Origin of the sequence: Citricoccus alkalitolerans (assembly GCF_039528175.1) — a bacterium.
GTDB classification, from domain to species: Bacteria; Actinomycetota; Actinomycetes; order Actinomycetales; family Micrococcaceae; genus Citricoccus; species Citricoccus alkalitolerans.
Map to the genome: position 1 here is coordinate 447,114 of NZ_BAAALH010000001.1, position 18,008 is coordinate 465,121.

Annotated in this window: 18 protein-coding genes; 15 read left to right on the forward strand and 3 right to left on the reverse strand. The window is 68.2% G+C overall.

Annotated features, from left to right (window positions below; genetic code table 11):
• The first annotated feature begins 33 nt into the window (after positions 1-33).
• The 3 genes from ABD134_RS01945 to ABD134_RS01955 all read left to right on the forward strand — a co-directional run bounded on the left by ABD134_RS01945 (position 34) and on the right by ABD134_RS01955 (position 4,145).
• The gene (locus ABD134_RS01945) at positions 34-600 is read left to right on the forward strand and encodes an LURP-one-related/scramblase family protein (RefSeq protein ID WP_344226219.1); all 567 of its coding nucleotides are present in this window, start codon (positions 34-36) and stop codon (positions 598-600) included.
• A gap of 137 nt (positions 601-737) precedes the next feature.
• Positions 738-2,675: an aconitate hydratase gene (locus ABD134_RS01950; protein ID WP_344226221.1), complete on the forward strand. Its 1,938-nt coding sequence runs from the start codon at positions 738-740 to the stop codon at positions 2,673-2,675.
• Positions 2,676-2,720: 45 nt separating this feature from the next.
• The gene (locus ABD134_RS01955) at positions 2,721-4,145 is read left to right on the forward strand and encodes an MFS transporter (RefSeq protein ID WP_344226223.1); all 1,425 of its coding nucleotides are present in this window, start codon (positions 2,721-2,723) and stop codon (positions 4,143-4,145) included.
• Positions 4,146-4,230: 85 nt separating this feature from the next.
• On the opposite strand, the gene ABD134_RS01960 is transcribed toward ABD134_RS01955, so the two are convergent.
• Positions 4,231-4,803, reverse strand: a complete 573-nt coding sequence (locus tag ABD134_RS01960; RefSeq protein ID WP_344226225.1) for a dienelactone hydrolase family protein — start codon at positions 4,801-4,803, stop codon at positions 4,231-4,233.
• A complete protein-coding gene (locus ABD134_RS01965) occupies positions 4,800-5,663 on the reverse strand; it encodes a TetR/AcrR family transcriptional regulator (protein ID WP_344226227.1) in 864 nt (287 codons plus the stop codon). Before ABD134_RS01965 ends, ABD134_RS01960 begins: the two co-directional genes overlap by 4 nt.
• 73 nt (positions 5,664-5,736) lie before the next feature.
• On the opposite strand from ABD134_RS01965, the gene ABD134_RS01970 reads away from it, so the two are divergent.
• Together ABD134_RS01970 and ABD134_RS01975 are read left to right on the forward strand one after the other, a co-directional pair.
• Positions 5,737-6,624, forward strand: coding sequence for an ABC transporter ATP-binding protein (locus ABD134_RS01970; protein WP_344226229.1), 888 nt, complete (start codon positions 5,737-5,739; stop codon positions 6,622-6,624).
• Complete coding sequence (locus ABD134_RS01975) at positions 6,621-7,448, forward strand: ABC transporter permease (RefSeq protein ID WP_344226231.1); 828 nt, start codon at positions 6,621-6,623, stop codon at positions 7,446-7,448. The genes ABD134_RS01970 and ABD134_RS01975 overlap by 4 nt, the downstream gene beginning before the upstream one ends.
• Positions 7,449-7,459: 11 nt before the next feature.
• Here the strand turns inward: ABD134_RS01975 and ABD134_RS01980 are convergent, their stop codons facing one another.
• On the reverse strand, positions 7,460-10,288 hold the full coding sequence (locus tag ABD134_RS01980) for an FtsK/SpoIIIE domain-containing protein (RefSeq protein ID WP_344226233.1): 2,829 nt from the start codon (positions 10,286-10,288) through the stop codon (positions 7,460-7,462).
• A 423-nt stretch (positions 10,289-10,711) separates the two neighbouring features.
• Here ABD134_RS01980 and ABD134_RS01985 point away from each other — a divergent pair, with 423 nt between their 5' ends.
• The 10 genes from ABD134_RS01985 to ABD134_RS02030 all read left to right on the forward strand — a co-directional run bounded on the left by ABD134_RS01985 (position 10,712) and on the right by ABD134_RS02030 (position 18,004).
• Entirely contained in the window at positions 10,712-11,935 is a 1,224-nt protein-coding gene (locus ABD134_RS01985) for a TadA family conjugal transfer-associated ATPase (protein WP_344226234.1), read from the forward strand.
• Positions 11,935-12,786, forward strand: a complete 852-nt coding sequence (locus ABD134_RS01990; protein ID WP_344226236.1) for a type II secretion system F family protein — start codon at positions 11,935-11,937, stop codon at positions 12,784-12,786. Before ABD134_RS01985 ends, ABD134_RS01990 begins: the two co-directional genes overlap by 1 nt.
• Entirely contained in the window at positions 12,787-13,722 is a 936-nt protein-coding gene (locus ABD134_RS01995; RefSeq protein WP_344226238.1) for a type II secretion system F family protein, read from the forward strand.
• A gap of 54 nt (positions 13,723-13,776) precedes the next feature.
• A complete protein-coding gene (locus ABD134_RS02000; RefSeq protein ID WP_344226240.1) occupies positions 13,777-13,995 on the forward strand; it encodes a hypothetical protein in 219 nt (72 codons plus the stop codon).
• 38 nt (positions 13,996-14,033) lie between these two features.
• Entirely contained in the window at positions 14,034-14,378 is a 345-nt protein-coding gene (locus ABD134_RS02005) for a TadE family protein (protein WP_344226242.1), read from the forward strand.
• A gap of 70 nt (positions 14,379-14,448) precedes the next feature.
• On the forward strand, positions 14,449-14,871 hold the full coding sequence (locus tag ABD134_RS02010; protein WP_344226244.1) for a hypothetical protein: 423 nt from the start codon (positions 14,449-14,451) through the stop codon (positions 14,869-14,871).
• On the forward strand, positions 14,868-15,356 hold the full coding sequence (locus ABD134_RS02015; protein ID WP_344226246.1) for a pilus assembly protein TadG-related protein: 489 nt from the start codon (positions 14,868-14,870) through the stop codon (positions 15,354-15,356). Before ABD134_RS02010 ends, ABD134_RS02015 begins: the two co-directional genes overlap by 4 nt.
• A 10-nt stretch (positions 15,357-15,366) precedes the next feature.
• A complete protein-coding gene (locus tag ABD134_RS02020) occupies positions 15,367-15,606 on the forward strand; it encodes a hypothetical protein (RefSeq protein WP_344226248.1) in 240 nt (79 codons plus the stop codon).
• An 81-nt stretch (positions 15,607-15,687) separates the two neighbouring features.
• The gene (gene prfB / locus ABD134_RS02025; protein WP_344226250.1) at positions 15,688-16,803 is read left to right on the forward strand and encodes a peptide chain release factor 2; all 1,116 of its coding nucleotides are present in this window, start codon (positions 15,688-15,690) and stop codon (positions 16,801-16,803) included.
• Positions 16,804-16,936: 133 nt separating this feature from the next.
• Complete coding sequence (locus ABD134_RS02030) at positions 16,937-18,004, forward strand: 2,3-butanediol dehydrogenase (RefSeq protein ID WP_344226252.1); 1,068 nt, start codon at positions 16,937-16,939, stop codon at positions 18,002-18,004.
• Positions 18,005-18,008: the final 4 nt, after the last annotated feature.

Here is an 18,008-nt window from a genome sequence, read left to right on the forward strand (position 1 = left end):
TGACCGTACGGCGCGGGAGGGGAGACTGGGCGCATGAGCTCCACGAGCAGCCTCAGCGGCCAGAACCTGTTGGTGATGCAGCAGGTCACCGGCTTCATGTCCAATGACTTCGCGATCGAGAACGGCGAGGGGCACGTGGTCGCGCACGGTCACACGCGAGGCTCGGCGGCCTCGAGGATGTTCCGCGGCAACCGCCAGTTCGAGATCCAAGACTTGGACGGCACCCCGTTGTTCCGCGTGGAGGACGCCATGACCCTCGGCCGGGACCGGTACCGGGTCACTGGCCCGCAGGGGGAGCCCATCGCCGAGATCGTCCAGCGGATCTCCCTGTTCCGCACCTCCGTGGCGATCTCCGTGGTGGACGGCACGGACCTGCAGCTGGACGGTTCGTTGTCCGGGTTCTCCTTCCGCCTGTTGGCGGGGCAGGTACCGGTGGCCAGCGTGGATAGGAAATGGGCCGGGCTCGGCAGGGCCATGTTGGGCCGCAGCCGCTATGCGGTGGAGCTGGATCCCGGCATGCCGGAGGTGGTGCGCTACGCCGTCATCGGCAGCGTGATCGCCCTGGACCTGATCCGGGACAAGGCCAGCAACGCCAACTGACAACGTGCACGGACCCGCGGGTCGAGCCGTTGCCGCCCACCGCGAGCTCTGGCCAGGCGCGTCCTCACCGCCCTAGGCTCGTGGACAGGCCCGCCGGCGGTCCGGCCGGTGTTCCGTCGTCCCGGGAGGGCAGCACGATGGCACTCAACGTCGCTCAGAAACTGATCGCCGCACACCTCGTCGAAGGGGACCTGGAGTCCGGCACCGAGATCGGGATGAGAGTGGACCAGACCCTCTGCCAGGACGCCACCGGCACCATGGTGATGCTGGAGTTGGAGGCGATGGGGCTGGAGAGGATCCGCACCGAACTATCGGTGCAGTATGTGGACCACAACCTGCTCCAGACCGATGAGAAGAACTCCGATGACCACCTGTTCCTGCACTCTGCCGCGCAGCGGTTCGGGCTGTGGTTCTCCCCGGCCGGCAATGGCGTCTCGCATCCCGTTCATCAGGCGCACTTCGGGCGGCCGGGGGCAACGTTGATCGGCTCGGACTCCCACACGTGTGCCGCCGGTGCGCTAGGGATGCTCGCGATCGGCGTGGGCGGACTCGAGGTGGCCATGGCGATGGCCGGCCAGCCGTTGTACGTGGCGTTGCCGGAGGTCTGGGGCGTGGAGTTGACCGGCACGTTGCCGGACTGGGTCTCGGCCAAGGACGTGGTGTTGGAGATGCTGCGCCGCCACGGCGTCACCGGGGGCGTGGGCCGCATCATCGAATATCACGGCGAGGGACTACGGCACCTCACGGCGATGGACCGGCACGTGATCGCGAACATGGGCGCCGAGCTCGGGGCCACCGCAACAGTCTTCCCAGCCGACGATGCGGTCCGCGACTACCTGGAGGCCGTCGGCCGGGACGCAGACTTCGAACGGTGGGAGGCGGACGAGGGGGCCGACTACGACCTCACCGAGCACATCGACCTCTCGGCGTTGGAACCACTGATCGCCCGGCCGTCCTCGCCCGGCAACGTGGTACCCGTCGCCGAGCTACAGGACGAGGAGGTCTACCAGGTGGTCATCGGCTCCTCGGCGAACCCGGGGCTGAGGGACTTCGCGGTGGTCGCCGAGATCCTGGCCGGCCGGCAGGCCCACCAGCGGGTCTCCGTGGAGGTGAACCCCAGCTCGCGTGAGGTGCTGGCCGACCTGATCACCGGCGGCTGGCTGACGCAGCTGGTCGCGGCCGGCGCCCGGATCCACCAATCAGGATGCATGGGGTGCATCGGCATGGGGCAGGCCCCCGCCAGCGGGCGGAACTCGCTGCGCACCATGCCACGGAACTTCCCCGGCCGCTCCGGCACCGAGGAGGACGCCGTCTGGCTGTGCTCTCCGGAAACGGCGGCGGCCGCCGCGCTGACGGGCCGCATCACGGACCCACGCACCCTCGCTGATTCCCCGGGCATCAGCTTCCCGCGGCCGCAGATGCCCGTGCGGTTCGCGGTGATGGACGAGATGCTGCTCCCTCCGCTGCCACCAGAGGAGGCGGCACGGGTGAACCTCGTCAAGGGGCCGAACATCTCCTCCCTGCCGGACTTCGACCCCCTCGAGGACCGTCTGTCCGCGCCCGTGGCCCTGGTGATAGGGGACGACGTCTCCACCGACGAGATCATGCCGGCCGGCTCACGGGTGCTGCCCTACCGCTCGAATATCCCGAAGATCTCCGAGTTCACCTTCACCCGCCTTGACCCCGACTACCCGGCGAACGCCGCTGCGGTCGGCGCGCACGTGGTGGTGGCCGGGAAGAACTACGGCCAGGGCTCGTCTCGGGAGCATGCGGTGATCGCCCCGCGATACCTGGGTCTGAAGGCCGTGATCGCGCAGTCCTTCGCCCGGATCCACTGGCAGAATCTCGCGAACTTCGGGATCCTCGCCCTGGAATTCGAGGACCTTGCCGACCTCGAGACCCTCTCGAGGGGGGACACGGTGGTCATCGAGGGCATCCACGAGGCGTTGCGCCGAGGCCATTCGGTGGCCGCGAGCATCGGAGGCCGAGAGGTGGTGCTGCGCCACCGGTTGTCGGACCGGCAAGTGGAGATGGTGTTGGCTGGAGGGCGCATCCCGCTGGCGGCCCAGGGGTGAGCCGGTCATGAGGTGGGCGCACCGCGGTTCAGTTAGCATCGAGCGGTGAACTTCGCCGCCTACGGGCACTTGCTGCGGGACGTGCGCATCCGCCGTGTCCTGGGCGTGGGCTTCATCGCCCGATTCCCCAACGCCGCCACGGGCATCATCCTGACCCTGCACGTGGCTGTGACCATGGACCTGGGCTACGGGGCGGCCGGCCTGGCCGTGGCCGCCATGACGCTGGGCATGGCCGTGGGCTCGCCGTGGCGTGGCCGGCTGGTGGACCGGCTCGGCCTGCGCCGGGCCCTGGTGCCCTCCGTGGTCACACTGGGGGCGGTGTGGACGGCCGTGCCCTTCCTGCCGTTCCCCTGGCTGCTGTTCGGCGCCTTCCTCGGTGGACTCTTCGCCCTGCCGGTCTTCTCGGTGGTGCGCCAGTCCATCGGCGTGCTCACCCACGGTCCGCGGCGCGAGACGGCGTTCGCCCTGGACTCGATCATCACCGAGACCATCTTCATGGTCGGTCCCGCGCTGGGTGCCGTGGTCGCCACCAGCTGGTCCAGCGCCTGGGGGCTGGCGATCATCGGCTGGTCCGCCGTGGCCGCCGGGCTCTACCTGATGTGGTTCAACCCGCCCACGCGCTCCTCCCAGCTCGGGACCTTCCTGGCCCGGCCCGGCACCGAGCGCGAGTACTCCGCCGAGGAGGACCTGCGGCGGGCGGTGGACGGCTCTGTGCAGGGGGCTCCAGCGCACCTGGACCTCACGGCCACCGAGCTGACCACGGGCACCCTTCCCGTGGTCCGCTCCGCTTCCCCGCACGACGCCGGCCCCCGCCCGGATTCCCGGCCGCACCCTGACGCTGGCCCGGGTCCCGGCGCCGACTCGCAGGTCGCAGCCCGGCGCGGACCGCTGGCCCGGCTGCGCACCTCCTTCGGCTGGCTCAGCGGCACCGCGCTCGCGGTGCTGGCGGTGTCCCTGGGCTCCGGGATGCTGATGTCCGGAACCGAGGTGGCGATCGTCGCGGAACTGGAACGCTCCGGCCAGGCCGCCCAGGCCGGCGTCGTGATCGCGTTCTGGTGCGGTGCCTCGGCGGTCGGCGGCATCCTCTACGGGGCCATGGGGCGGCGGGTCTCTCCGTTGTTGCTGCTCGCACTCTTCGCGCTCGGTACGCTGCCGCTGGCGCTCGTGGACGGCATGTGGGCGCTCGCGGTGGTCTCCCTCATCTCGGGGCTCTTCACGGCCCCGACCCTCGCGGCCGCCTCTGCCCTGATGTCCGCCGTGGTGACCGAGGAGCGGCGCGGTGAGGCCCTGGGCTACTACGGTTCGGCCATGACCGCCGGCGCCGCGCTGGGCGCCCCGGTCTCCGGTGCCTTCATCGACGGCATCTCGCCCGAGGCCGGCTACCTGTTCGCCGGGCTGATCGCCCTGGCCATGGTGGGCCTCGCCGTGTTCGCCCGCTCCATCGTGCGGTGGCGCCGAGCGAGGCGCTGATCCGGTCCGGGAACGGCAAAGTCCGACGGATTCGGCAGCGCTCGGGTTCGGCCTGGCGGTCTGGTGCAACCTGGTGCGGCCGGCTTCAGTCCGATATACGCTCCAGCGTGGCGAGCGTGCGTGACAGGACCAGGTCCGTGGCGACGGAGTCGAAGTCCGGGTGTCCATGCTCGGTGAACAAGTGCTGATCGCCCGGGTACTCGTAGAGCTCGGCCACCTCGCCGGCCAGTCGCCAGGCCACCGGCAGGTCATCCTCGCCCCATGGGTCGCTGCTCTTCAGATGCAGATCCAGCGCGACTCCGGCCGGCCAGTGCGGGGCGAAATGGTCCACCGGCAGCGCGGCGGAAACGGCGATGCAGGCGCGGGCTGACGGACGCGTCTGGGCGAGCCGGTAGGCCGGCAGGGCGCCCAGGGAGATGCCGAGAAAACCTGTGGCCTCCGGGTGGGTGGCGGCCGCCTCGTCCGCCCGCTCCAGGAGGCCGGCCACGCCCACCTCCTGCTCGGCGTGAGCCACCCCGTCCTCGATCGTGCCGAAGGTTCGCCCGGCGAAGAGGTCCGGGGTGTGCACCGTGTGCCCGGCGTCATCGAGGTGCCCGGCCAGCCAGCGGACACCGTCGGTCAAGCCCAGGGCGTGGTGGAACAGCAGGATCTCGGTCATGGGGAGGATTGTTCGCGAGCGGCGGTGCGCGCGGTACTGTTGGTGGCCGCGGCGTTGCCCCGACGGGCGAACAGGGCGTCGATGCCGGCGGTGATGAGCTCGAGGCCCAGGGCGTATTCGACCTCGACGTCAGCTGGATCAGTCGAATCAGTGAGGCCAGCGAGTTCTGGGTCGGCGCGGTCGGGTCGATCAGCTCCGGCGGGGGTGTCCTCCGAGAAGCCGCCGGTCGAGACCATGGCGGCCAGGTGCGGGAACTCTTCGGCGGTCATCACCGTGGCGAGGCGTTCCAGTCCCTCGGCGGTGAGGGAGAGTCCGCCCTCCACAGCGAGGGAGCGTTCCAGTTCCACCATGGACATCACATGCTGCGAGATCAGCAGGATCACCCCCAGCTTCTCTGCATCGTCCAGGTCCAATCCGGCCAGGGTGGCCAGGCCCAGTTCGGCGGCGCGCATGGTGTTCGGCATCAGGACGGCGGCCTGGTCGCGGGGGAGGTCCATGAGCCAGGGATGCGACCGGTAGGACAGCCGTACCATATCCGCCCATGTCTTGATGCCCTCCGGCCACGTGTCGGGCAGCCGGGTCTCCACCGGGATCTCGACGGCGGCATTCTGCATGAGACGCAACAGCTCGTCTTTGCTGCTGACGTATCGGTACAGGGACATCGTGGTGAATCCGAGGGAGCGTGCCACCGAAGCCATCGTGACAGCGGCGAGGCCTTCGTCGTCGGCGATACGAACGGCGGCCTCGGCGATTCGGCGGTGGTTCAGGCCACGGGCCGGTCCGCGTTGCGGAGTCTCCAGGAGTCCCCAGGCTGCGGCGACGGCCCGGGGCAGCCCGCCCTCGGTGGTCTCGTTTCCCATCCCAGCATCTTCTCATTCACCGTGGGGGACGGTCGCACTGGTGACCACTGACTGTGTATGTCATACTCAGTGTATGTCATACACAAATCAATTGGTCGAGGTGGACGGCCTGACCCAGTCCTTCGGCGGCCGGCGGGTCCTCCGGGACCTGAGGGTGAGCCTGCCACCCGGAATCCATGCACTGCTCGGACCGAACGGCGCCGGCAAGACGACCCTGATCAACATCCTGTCCACGCTGATCCGCCCAGATGCCGGTCGAGCCCGGGTGCTGGGCCTGGATGTCTATGCCGACCGAACGCAATTGCGGCAGAAGATCGCGCTCACCGGCCAGTACGCGGCCGTCGACGAAGCCCTGAGTGGCACGGAGAACCTGGACATGATGGGGCAACTCTTCGGTCTGTCCCGTTCGGCAGCGCGACGCCGCGGCGGACTCCTGCTGGACCAGTTCGGACTGACCGCCTCGAAGTCCGCCAAGGTCTCCACCTATTCGGGAGGCATGCGCCGCAAACTGGACATCGCCATCAGCCTGATCGCCGAACCGGAACTGATCTTCCTGGACGAGCCCACCACGGGCCTGGACACCCGCAGCCGCCAGGCCCTGTGGGACGAGATCCACCGGCTGGCGGATCGTGGCACCTCGGTGTTCCTGACGACCCAGTACCTTGACGAGGCAGAGGCGCTCGCCGATCAGATCCTGGTGCTCGACGACGGTCGGATCGTCGCCGAGGGCACAGCCGATGAACTCAAAGAGCTCGTGGGCGGTGCCGCCATCCAGCTGCACGACGGCGCCGGTCATCTGCAGGTCGAGCACGCCACGGACGGAACGGCCGCAGACGTGTCCCGAACCCTGGCCGAACTGGCAACCCAGCATCCCCACCTGGCCGTGACCGTCCGCAAGCCCAGCATGGACGAGGTCTTCCTCCAGCTCACGGGGCAGCCCACCGAAGGAGCCTCATCATGACCATCACCGCGACCCGTCCCTCCGCTCATCCGGCCGTCCCCGTGGCCGCCGGCGCCGGATTCCTCACGTCCTTGAAGGTCTTCTCGGTCCGCAGCCTGAAGAAGTCTTTCCGGGACGGCGAGTCGATGCTCATGGCGATCCTCTTGCCGGTGCTGCTCATGCTGATCTTCACGTTCATCATGGGCGGCGCCATCGATGTGGGCACTGGTGGCGGGCGCGAGGCCTACCTGGCCTACGTCATGCCGGCCGTGGTCCTCACGGCGGCCGGCTTCGGGGCCTCCTACACGGCCGTCGTGGTCAGTCAGGACGTGACCACGGGGTTCATGAACCGCTTACGGACCATGCCGTTCCCGTCGGTGACCGTCCTGTTGGGCCACACGGTGTCCTCCATGGCCCGCAACCTGATGGCCACCGCCGTGGTCTTCCTGGTCGGCTTCGCGGTCGGATTCCGCACCGAGGCCACGGTGGGGCAGCTGCTGGCCGCCGTGGGGCTCATCCTGCTGTGGATCCTGGCCATCACGGTGATCTTCGCCCTCCTGGGCCTCGTGGCCGGATCACCGGAGTCCGCCAACGGCTACGGCTTCATCCTGTTATTCCTGCCGTATGTCTCCAGTGGGTTCGCGCCCGTGGACACCATGCCCGGGTGGCTGCAGGGATTCGCCGAGCACCAACCGATGACTCCCGTCATCGATGCCGCCCGCGCCCTGATGAACGGTAGGGACCCCGGCGCCGACCCCTGGATCGCGGTGGCCTGGTGCCTCGGGTTCATGGTGATCGCCATCTGGCTCATCACCGTGGTGTTCCCGCGGAAGACGGCCCGGTGACCGATTCTAGATCAGACCGCCGCTGCCAGCTGAACCGCAATACCGGGAGCCGGACGGTCCGGTGAGATCATGACCGCCCGGCCTGGAACCTCCTTCACCCGCTGCAGCGCCGGCCACACCAACCGGTGCTCTGGCGTGGAGCCGGCCGGAAGGTAGAGTCGCGTCGGAACCAGGCCCAGAATGCGACCGCCGGCCAGTTCTCGGGCTCCGAACAGCGCGGCGGCCAGCACGTCAGGACCATGGTCCCGCAGGAGAATGGCCACATGCTCCTCCACGGTCTCGTAGCTCGTTCCGACGCGTTGCGCCGACCAACGTCCCCATGAGGTCACCACGAGATGGACGCGGTGACGCTCCGCCAGCTGACCCCTCACCTGCTCCAGGAGGCCCGCCAGGTCCTGCGGCGTGGCCCGGTCTGCGGCGAGCACACTCCACGAACCCGGCACCCCGAGTGAATCCGTCACGCCATTGCCGTCCAGCACAAAGGTCGGGGCGGCGGAGTCGAGGTGCGCGAGGTGGTCGAGGACGGACCGGGCTGCCGCGTCAACACCTCCGGTCGTCGTGCCGATCCAGGCCACCGGGCCGTCCCGTCCCGGCGCCCAGCGCACGGGACGCTGGGCCCTCTCGTGGTGAAGATCGGCCAGCCCCACGATGACGGCGTCCGGCAGCACCGACCGATCCTCGGGCGTCGGGGCCCACCTTTCGGGGAGTGCGGGCATGACGGCCTGTGCGGGAACCGGCAGGGCGCGGGAGGCGGCCTCGGCACCGATCCGGACCGTCAGGTCCCCCCAGGGAGCCGGATCGGCATCGGGCTCACCGTCGGTCCACCGGATCAGGGCCGGCGGGCCGGTGGCCACCGAGAACTGACCTGCCTGGAAGGGCCGTGTCGGTCCGCCGCCGTGCCGTAGATAGGCGCGTCCCGGGGTATCGGCAGCGATCGTCACCGCGTCGGCGGTGCCCAATAGATCCCACGATTCCTGCTCGGTGGCCGTGCGCAGACAGATCACGGTGCCCAGATTCGACCGGACATCGGGGCCGACGGCGCCCTGTGCCCGCTGGGTGGCCAGGACGAGGTGGAATCCGAGTGAACGTCCCGTCGCGGCCAGCCTGGCCAGCAGCGCGGCGGCCTGAGGATGGTCGTCGACGAGAACACGGAGCTCATCGATGGCCACCACGAGGCGTGGCAGGTCCGCGTTCGGATGGGCATGCCGGTAGGCGCGGAAGTCTGCTGCGCCGGCGGCCAGGAACAGCTCTTCCCGGCGGCGTAGCTCGGCCGAGAGGGCATCGAAGGTGCGCAGCGACTCCGCCTCCGCGAGATTGGTCTCCACCGACATGGTGTGGGGTAGCCCGGCCAGGACCGCAAAGGACGAGCCACCCTTGAAGTCCATGAGGACAAAGGACACCTCGGTGGGTGGATGGGCGGCGGCCAGGCCCGTCAACAAGGTCAGCAGCAGCTCAGATTTGCCTGAGCCGGTGGTGCCGGCGACGAGCAGGTGTGGCCCGTGGGCGACGAGGTCGATGGTCACGGGGTCTTCGCCTGGTGATAGTTCTGCCCGGAGGGACTCGACCCCCGGTTGCTCCATCAGGGGCTGGGGCAGGACCAAGCGGACCGGTTCCTGGTCCACCCCCGGTCGGTGTGCCGCGCCCATCTCGTCGAGCAACCAGTCTGCAGTCCGGGTGGTCATGCCATGCCACCGAAGAGCCGTGTAGTCCAGGCCTGCGAGCGATGCAACCCCCTGGTCCGCATCCACTCGGTCCTCCTGGCCGGGCGTACCGGCCATGGACTCGGAATGCTGTTCTTGCCCTGCCTCACAGAGCAGCACGCGGTGCCATCCGGCAGGTAGGGCCCGGGCAGAGGTTCCGGGCCAGCAGACGATGGTGCCGGCTGAGGTACGGGACGCACCACCCCGCGGGGTGTCACCCTGAGACGTCCGCATCACCACGGCTCGGCCGGAGGTGATGGCATCACGGCACAACTGCACGTGCAGCCACTGTCCCATGGCCTGCAGAGTGGAGAGTTGCCCCGTGATGACCGTCGTCCCGCCGGGGAGCAACACCGAGCTGGCAGGCAGATCCACTGTGGACCAGCGGGCCCACTGGTCGCCGTCTTTGGCGTTCTCCACCCGGAGGCGAGCAGTCCCGGTGCCCCAACGGATGACCGGGCCGTCCGTTGGAACACCGTCCATTCCGAAGCGATCCACGGAGTCGGCCCGGGCAGCCAGAGAGAGGCGTCCTGGGGTGGGCGCCAGTTCATCGAGCCGGCCACTGATCCGCTCGGCACCATCCCGGATCCGACGGCCGTGGCGCCGAGATGCTGTGCGGTGCTGCAACCACATGACAGCCACGACGGCCACCGAGATCAGACTGAACAACAGGAAATACCACAGGCCGGTGACCACGGCCATGACCACGCCGATGACCAGGGGCCCGGCAGCCATGATGGCCTGGAGCACCGCATTCGGCCGAGCTGGTTCGGGCCCTGGGTCCACGACCGGGTCCGGGATGGCCCGGATGGGTGACAGGGGGTCCTGCCGGCCGCGGACCAGGCGGAAGGTCGAGCTACCAGCGGTGTAGGGCCGGTCCCCAGTCCAGAGCAGCTGCGCGGGACGCTGATCGGCATCCGCCCCGGTGATGAGAACACCTTCCGCGTCGACCTCCAGCCGGAAATGCGGGGCGGACAGATAGGGGTCGGTGACGAGCCATTCGGCGTGATTCCGGCCCACAGTGAGTCCGGAACGGGGCAGCGGGGCCAACCGGCCGGCGTCGGGACCGTCTTCGGTCACCACCGTGACGTCCGGCCCGGGACCGCGGGTAGTCGCGCTGCCTTCGGGGCGGGCGACCACGGTCAGTTGGTTCCGAGTGGGCTGGCGCCCGTCAGGAGGCCGACCTGGCCGGCCGGCGCCCCCGCTGACGCCCGAGAAGCGGTATCGGGGGAATCGGTCGCGTAGTAGACCGTCAACCATGCTGGCGGAGTCAAGACTCGCGATTGGCGGGCCATTGACCACCTTCCACCATTGGCTTTCCGCCGCCGGCAGTCCCAGTATTCTCAACCACACGCCAGGTTGACCTTCCGCAGTGCCGATGTTCCTCACGCCAGGATGCCGTGGAGGCAGATGGCCTGGGGAACCGGGGCGGCGAGAATGTGGACAACACGCGCGACGCATGGAAATCCACAGTTCACAGAGGAGGCGGTGGGCCGCTGGTCCAGAACTCTGTACGCTCAGACCCAGGTTGAGGCCCGTCCGGGTCGTCATGGAGGGGAAACCATGGAAGCCATCCGCATCCTCGAGGATGAGGTTCGCGAGCTGATCCGCCGACGGGGCATGGATCCGCAGCGCGAACCGGAGGAAATGCGCCGTCTGGTGCAAGCCGCCACGGCGGACTATGATGCGCGCTCGTTGATCGGTTCGCTGCCGCTGCTGCCGGACCGCGACGATGCTGAGAAGACGGTCTTCGACTCTGTGGCCGGTTTTGGCGTGCTCCAGCCCCTACTGGACGACGATACGGTCGAAGAGGTCTGGATCAACTCGCCCACGGCCGTGTACTGCGCCCGGGGCGGCGTGTCCGAGCTGACCAACATCTCGTTGACCGATGAGAATGTCCGGGACCTGGTCGAGCGCATGCTGAAGTCCTCGGGCCGCCGCCTGGACCTGTCGTCCCCGTTCGTGGACGCGGCCCTGCCGGACGGTTCACGCTTGCACGTGGTCATCCCGGATATCACCCGCAGGCACTGGTCGGTCAATATCCGGAAATTCGTGGTCCGAGCCCATCGGGTCGAGGACCTGGTGCGGTCCGGATCCCTGAGCACGGATGCCGCGCGCTTCCTGGATGCCAGTGTGGACGCCGGGCTGAACATCCTGGTGTCCGGAGCTACCCAGTCCGGAAAGACCACCATGCTCAATTGCCTCTCGGCTTCCATCGGCAGCCGGGAGCGCGTGGTGACGGTCGAGGAGATCTTCGAACTCAAGCTGCCACTGCGTGATGTGGTCCAGATGCAGTGCCGTCAGCCGAACCTGGAGGGCCACGGAGAGATTCCGCTGCGCCGGCTCGTGAAGGAGGCGCTGCGCATGCGCCCGGACCGGCTGATCGTGGGGGAGGTCCGAGAGGCCGAGAGCCTGGACATGTTGGTCGCTTTGAACTCAGGCCTACCCGGCATGTGCACGTTGCATGCCAACAGTGCGTCTGACGCCCTGACGAAGATCTGCACGCTGCCCCTGATGGCCGGCGAGAACATCTCCCGGAACTTCGTGGTCCCGACGGTGGCGTCCTGCTTCGACCTCGTGGTGCATTGCGCGCGGGACCGCCACGGCCGCCGGTACGTGGAGGAGATCCTGTCCGTTGGCAGCCGTGTGGAGGAAGGGATCATCGAGTCCTCGACCGTCTTCCACCGCGTTGACGGCCAATTGGTCCTCAGCCCCTCGGCCATGTTGGAGAACCGCAAACTCGAATCCCGGGGGTATGACGTGCGATCCGTGGTGGGGGTCGGCTGATGGCGCTGTTCCTGGGGCTGATGCTGGGCGCCGGGTTGTTCCTGGTGTGGTGGTCGTTCTGGCCTCGCGGGGACAAACCGGTGGTGATCCGACGGGACAGTACCCTGAGGCGACTGCTCGCCCGAGCAGGCGTCGAGCAGGTCGGCCCCGCCGGTGTGGTCGCGGCGATGATCGGCTGTGGCATGGTGGCGCTGCTGCTGGTCTTCGTCCTGACGCGGGCCCTGCCGATCGCCGTGTGCTTCGGCCTGTTCGGGGCGCTGGTGCCGTGGGTCGCGCTGAACTGGCAGGCGAAGAAACGGCGCACCCTGCTGCGTGACGTGTGGCCAGACGCCGTGGACCACCTCCGCTCGGCCATCCGTGCCGGGCTGACACTGCCCGAGGCACTCATCCAGCTAGGCGACAAGGGGCCGGAGGAGCTCCAGCCGGCCTTCCGCGAGTTCGCCCGGGACTACCGTTCGGGACTGCGGTTCATGGACGCCCTGGACAACCTCAAGTTCAGGATGGCCGATCCGGTCGCCGACCGGTTGATCGCCGCACTGCGGCTGACCCGCGAGGTCGGCGGCGCGGATATCGGGAACCTGCTGTCCACCCTCGCTGAGTTCCTGCGCGAGGATGCCCGGACCCGCAGTGAGCTGGAGTCTCGCCAGTCCTGGACCGTCAACGCAGCTCGCCTGGCCGTGGCGGCCCCGTGGATCGTGCTGCTGCTGTTGGGAACCCAGCCGGACGCAGTGCGCGTCTACCAGACCTTCACGGGCCTGCTGGTGTTGGCCGGCGGCCTCGTGGTTTCCGTCATCTGCTATCAACTCATGTTGAAGATCGGCGCACTGCCGGAAGAACAGAGAGTGCTGTAGATGACGACGTTCTCCATGGCCCTGATCTTGGGGCTTGCCCTCGGGTCCGGACTGGCACTGGTGCTGGTAGCGCTGCCCTGGGGATGGCGGCCCTCGCTGGCCCATCGCGTCGAGCCCCAGCTGAGACATCATGCACCTGCCTCATCACTGCTGAACGAGCAGCAGGTCGTGTCCCCGTGGGGCGCCCTGGGACGGATCATGCACCCCGTGCTATCGGCCGGCGTACGGCAGTTGGGGCGGCTCAACCTCGGCCACCAAGCCCTCGAACGCAAACTTGATGCCGCCGGATCCGGACTCTCCGTTCAGGACTACCGGGCGCAGCAGCTCATCGCCGCGGCCGGAGGAGCCGCGTTGGGGGTAGCCGGATGCCTGGCGCTCGCGGTCAACGGCGCCCTGAATCCGGTCATCGGGGTCATGCTTGTGGGGACTCTGGCCGTGGTGGCCTTTTTCCTCAGGGACAATCTGTTGACCGGCCAGATCAGTCGCCGCCGCGCGAGGATCCTCAGCGAGTTCCCCTCAGTGGCGGAGCTGTTCGCCCTGTCCGTCAGTGCCGGGGACAGCGCGGCGGGGGCCCTGGAACGGGTCGCCGTTTCGGCCAAAGGCGAATTGGCCGGGGAGTTCTCCACGGTCCTGTCTGACATGCGCTCCGGATCCTCCATCCATGCTGCCCTGAAAGCATGCGCACGGCGGATCCAGCTGGCACCGGTGGAACGTTTCATTGAGGGAGTCCTCGTGGCCTTGGAACGGGGCACGCCGCTGGCCGATGTGCTCCGGGCCCAGGCCCAGGACGTCCGTGAGCTGTCCAAGCGAGAGCTGCTGGAATCCGCCGGCCGTAAGGAAATCGGGATGATGGCGCCCCTGGTCTTCGGTATTTTGCCCCTGACCGTCATCTTCGCCGTGTACCCCGGGATCTCGATTATGAATCTCGGTTTCTGAATCTCCGCCCGCCCGACTGAATCACCCAACCGACAAACCACCCTGGAGGGGACCATGACAGACAAGACCGAACTGAAGTACCGGGCCTTGACAGCCCTGGCAGCCCTGACCGTCTTCCTGGGCGAGGCCCGTGATGACGAGCGGGGCGACGTGCCCGGCTGGGTGATGATCACGTTGATGTCGGCCGTGCTCGTCGCCGGGCTGCTGGCCATCGCGGGGCCCGCCCTGACGGATCTGTTCAACCAGGCGATCAGCCAGGTCACCCAGAACTGACCGTGCTGAACTCGGGCGAGCGTGAACGTGGATCGGCAGTGGCCGAATCCGTCATGGTGATGGCGCTGCTCTCGATCATCTTCGCCGCGATACTCCAATTCGGCATTGTCATTCACGTCCGGAACACGTTGATCGATGCGGCCAGCGCCGGGGCGCGGTACGGAGCGCTGGGGGACCGGACGCCCGACGACGGCGCGGCCAGGACTCGAGAACTGCTCGCCGGGTCCATCCCGGGCGGCGGCCATGCCGATGTGTCTGCGGAGACGGCGGGCGGGGACGGAACCACCATCGTCAGGATCACCGTGCGCACACAGATGCCCATGGTCGGTTTTCTGGTCGGTCCCGTGGGATTGGAGGCCGACGGGCATGCCTACCGTTACTGACACTGGTCCTGATAGCGCGTCTGACACCGCCCGCGACACCGCTCCTCATGCCACGACTGATCCTCGGCGTATGGAAGCGCGAGGAGAGGAAGGTTCGGCCACGGTGGAGTTCGTGCTCCTGGCCGCGCTCCTGCTGATACCGGTGCTCTACTTCCTGATGCTGACCAGCCAGATCCAATCCGCGGCCTATGCGTCCGTGGCCGCTGCCGATCAGGCGGCGAAGGCGATGGCAGGAGCCCCGGACGCCTCGAGTGCCGCCGGCCGTGCTGACGAGGTCATCGCCTTGACATTAGGGGACTACGGGTTGGATCCCTCCGTGGCGGAGTCCGCCCTGTCCTGCTCCACCAGTCCCTGCCTTGATCCTGGTTCCTCCGTGTCGGTGGAGGTGGCGATCCGGGTACCGGTGCCCCTGTTGCCGCAGGGTCTCGGCTGGGACGCCGCCGTCGCCACCGTCACCAGCAGCTCCCAGCAACCCGTACCGAGGTTCGGATGAGGGTCCGGGCGCCGAGTCCTGGCGAGACCGGCGGGGATCAGGGTGTCCGGGTAGCGGGAGACGAGGGCCAGACCACGGTGCTCGTCGTGGGGCTGACGGTGGTCTGCCTCTTGCTGGCCACCGTGATCCTGGCCGTGACCACGGTGAACCTCGAGGCCCGCAAGCTGCTGTCCGCGGCGGACGGGGCCGCCATGGCTGCGGCGGACAGCTTCACCATCGCCATCGAGGAGGACGGGGACGCCAGGCGCACCCCGGTGCTCGCTGACGCCGATGCCGCTGAGGCGGTGGCCGGATACCTGGTCACCGCTGGTTCTCACGAGCGGTTCGACGGGCTCGTGGTGGAGACCGTCTCCGTGGGCGACGGCGGCCAGACCGTCGATGTGGTGCTGACAGCCACTGCCCACCCACCCATCGTGAACTGGATCGTGCCGGACGGCATCCGGATCCTGGCCACCAGTTCGTCCCGTACCGCCTTGAGGCGCTGAGGAGACTCCAATGTCCGCCGACGACCCCGAGAACACCGAAGACACCGGCAACATCGAGCACCCGGACCTGCGGCGACTGCGCCGCTGGGAGGAGTCCGGCGGCACCTGGGTGGTGGTCGGCCGCCGGGCCACACGCTCGGGGGAGAGCGTGACCCTCTCGCTGATGACCTGTGATGGGGGAGAGGAGATGGACGTTTTCTCCTCCTCCGATCCGGGGCTGGTGGAGTATGTCTCAGGGGACGCCGGTTGACGGGCGGCCGGGCTGGCGTTGGGTCCGGCATCGTGCCAGGGAACAACGCCGGTCCAGCCGCGCTGTAGGCTGGACCCCACCATGGCTGAGACTGACTACACCGCTGAAATCGCGCAACTGCGCTCCACGCTGTCCAACATCGAGCAGGTGTCGGACATGGAGCAGATCAAGGCGGACATCGCCCGGCTGGAGGCGGAGGCCTCCGCCCCGGACCTCTGGGACGATCCGGAGGCGGCGCAGAAGATCACCTCGAAGCTGTCCCACCGGCAGACCGAACTCGAGCGCGTCGCCAAGCTGGAGCAGCGCATCGATGACATGGAGGTCATGGTGGAGCTCGCGGCTGAGGAGGACGATGACTCAGCGCGGGACGACGTCGCCAGGGAGCTCGAGGCCCTGCGCAAGACGATGTCCGATCTGGAGATCGTCACCCTGCTCTCCGGCGAGTACGACGAGCGTGACGCCGTGGTCACCATCCGCGCCGGTGCCGGTGGTGTGGATGCCGCGGACTTCGCCGAGATCCTGATGCGCATGTACCTGCGCTGGGCCGAGCAGCGCGGCTGGACCACCAAGGTCATGGACACCGCCTACGCCGAAGAGGCCGGGCTGAAGTCCGCCACCTTCGAGGTCAAGGCCCCGTACGCCTTCGGCACGCTCTCCGTGGAGGCCGGCACCCACCGCCTCGTGCGCATCAGCCCCTTCGACAACCAGGGGCGGCGCCAGACCTCCTTCGCCGCCGTCGAGGTCATCCCCCTCATCGAGTCGGACGACTCGGTCGAGATCCCCGAGGCCGAGCTCAAGGTGGATGTCTTCCGCTCCTCCGGCCCCGGCGGCCAGTCGGTGAACACCACCGACTCCGCCGTGCGCATGACGCACATCCCCACCGGGATCGTCGTCTCGATGCAGAACGAGAAGTCCCAGATCCAGAACCGTGCCGCCGCCCTGCGCGTCATGCAGTCCCGCCTGCTGCTGGTGCGCAAGGCCGAGGAGGATGCGAAGAAGAAGGAGATGGCCGGGGACGTCAAGGCGTCCTGGGGCGATCAGATGCGTTCCTATGTGCTGAATCCGTACCAGATGGTCAAGGACCTGCGCACCAACCATGAGGAGGGCAACCCCTCCTCGGTGTTCGACGGCGCGATCGACGGCTTCATCGACGCCGGTATCCGCTGGCGCGCCGGCGCCCGCCACAGCGAGGACTGAGCCTCCGTCCCACCGCCGAGCGGACCCTTGTCCGCACCGGAACACCCTGCCTACAGTGACCAGGAGGCCCGATCCGGGCCGTGGGCCCCCTTCCCGGCCCTCCCGTCACGAGTCGCCGCAGGAGGCCTACACCATGCGCGCAGCACGGTACTACGACGCTAAAGACATCCGCATCGAGGACATCGACAACCCGACTGCGGGTCCCGGCCAAGTGCTCATCGATGTGGCCTGGTGCGGAATCTGCGGCACCGACCTGCACGAATACCTGGACGGTCCGATCTTCATCCCGCCGGCCGGGCATCCGCACCCCATCTCCGGCGAGTCGGCCCCGCTGACCATCGGCCACGAGATGTCCGGCACCGTGGCCGCGCTGGGCGAGGGCGTGGACGATCTGGAGATCGGGCAGAAGGTGGTGGTCGAGCCCTACGTGATCCGGGAGGAACACGAGAACGACGAGGACTACCAGCTGTCCCCGGACATGAACTTCATCGGCCTGGGCGGTCATGGTGGGGGCCTGGCCGAACAAATCGCGGTGCGGCGGCGCTGGGTGCATCCGGTGGCCGATCACGTCAACCTGGACGAAGCCGCCCTGATCGAGCCTCTGGCCGTGGCTCACCACGCCTTCGTCCGCTCCGGGGCGAAGGCCGGAGACGTGGCAATCATCGGCGGCGCCGGTCCCATCGGGGCGCTCACGGCCGCCGTCCTCAAGGGTGAGGGCCTCACCGTCTACGTCTCCGAGCTCTCCGAGCTGCGTCGGCAGCGAGTGCTGGACGCTGGAGTCGTGGACGAAGCCTTCGATCCCCGGGAGGTGGACGTGGCCACGAAGGTCAAGGAGCTGACGGGTGGGCGCGGGGCGGATGTCGGCTTCGAGGCCACCAGCGTGGACGTGGTGCTGGCGATGCTCCTGGAGGCTGTGCGCCCCGGGGGTGTGATCGTCAACGAGTCGATCTGGGGCCACGAGCCGACCGTCCCCCTCCACCAGCTCGTGCTCAAGGAGATCGATCTCCGCGGCACCATCGGGTACGCCTGGGACCATCCAGCCACCATCAAGCTGATCGAGGACGGCACCGTGGACGTCAAGCCGTTCATCACCGGAAAGATCGGCCTGGACGACCTCATCGATGAGGGATTCGACACGCTCATCAACCACAACGAGACCGCGGTGAAGATCCTCGTCTCGCCCACGGGGAAGGGGCTCTGAACTC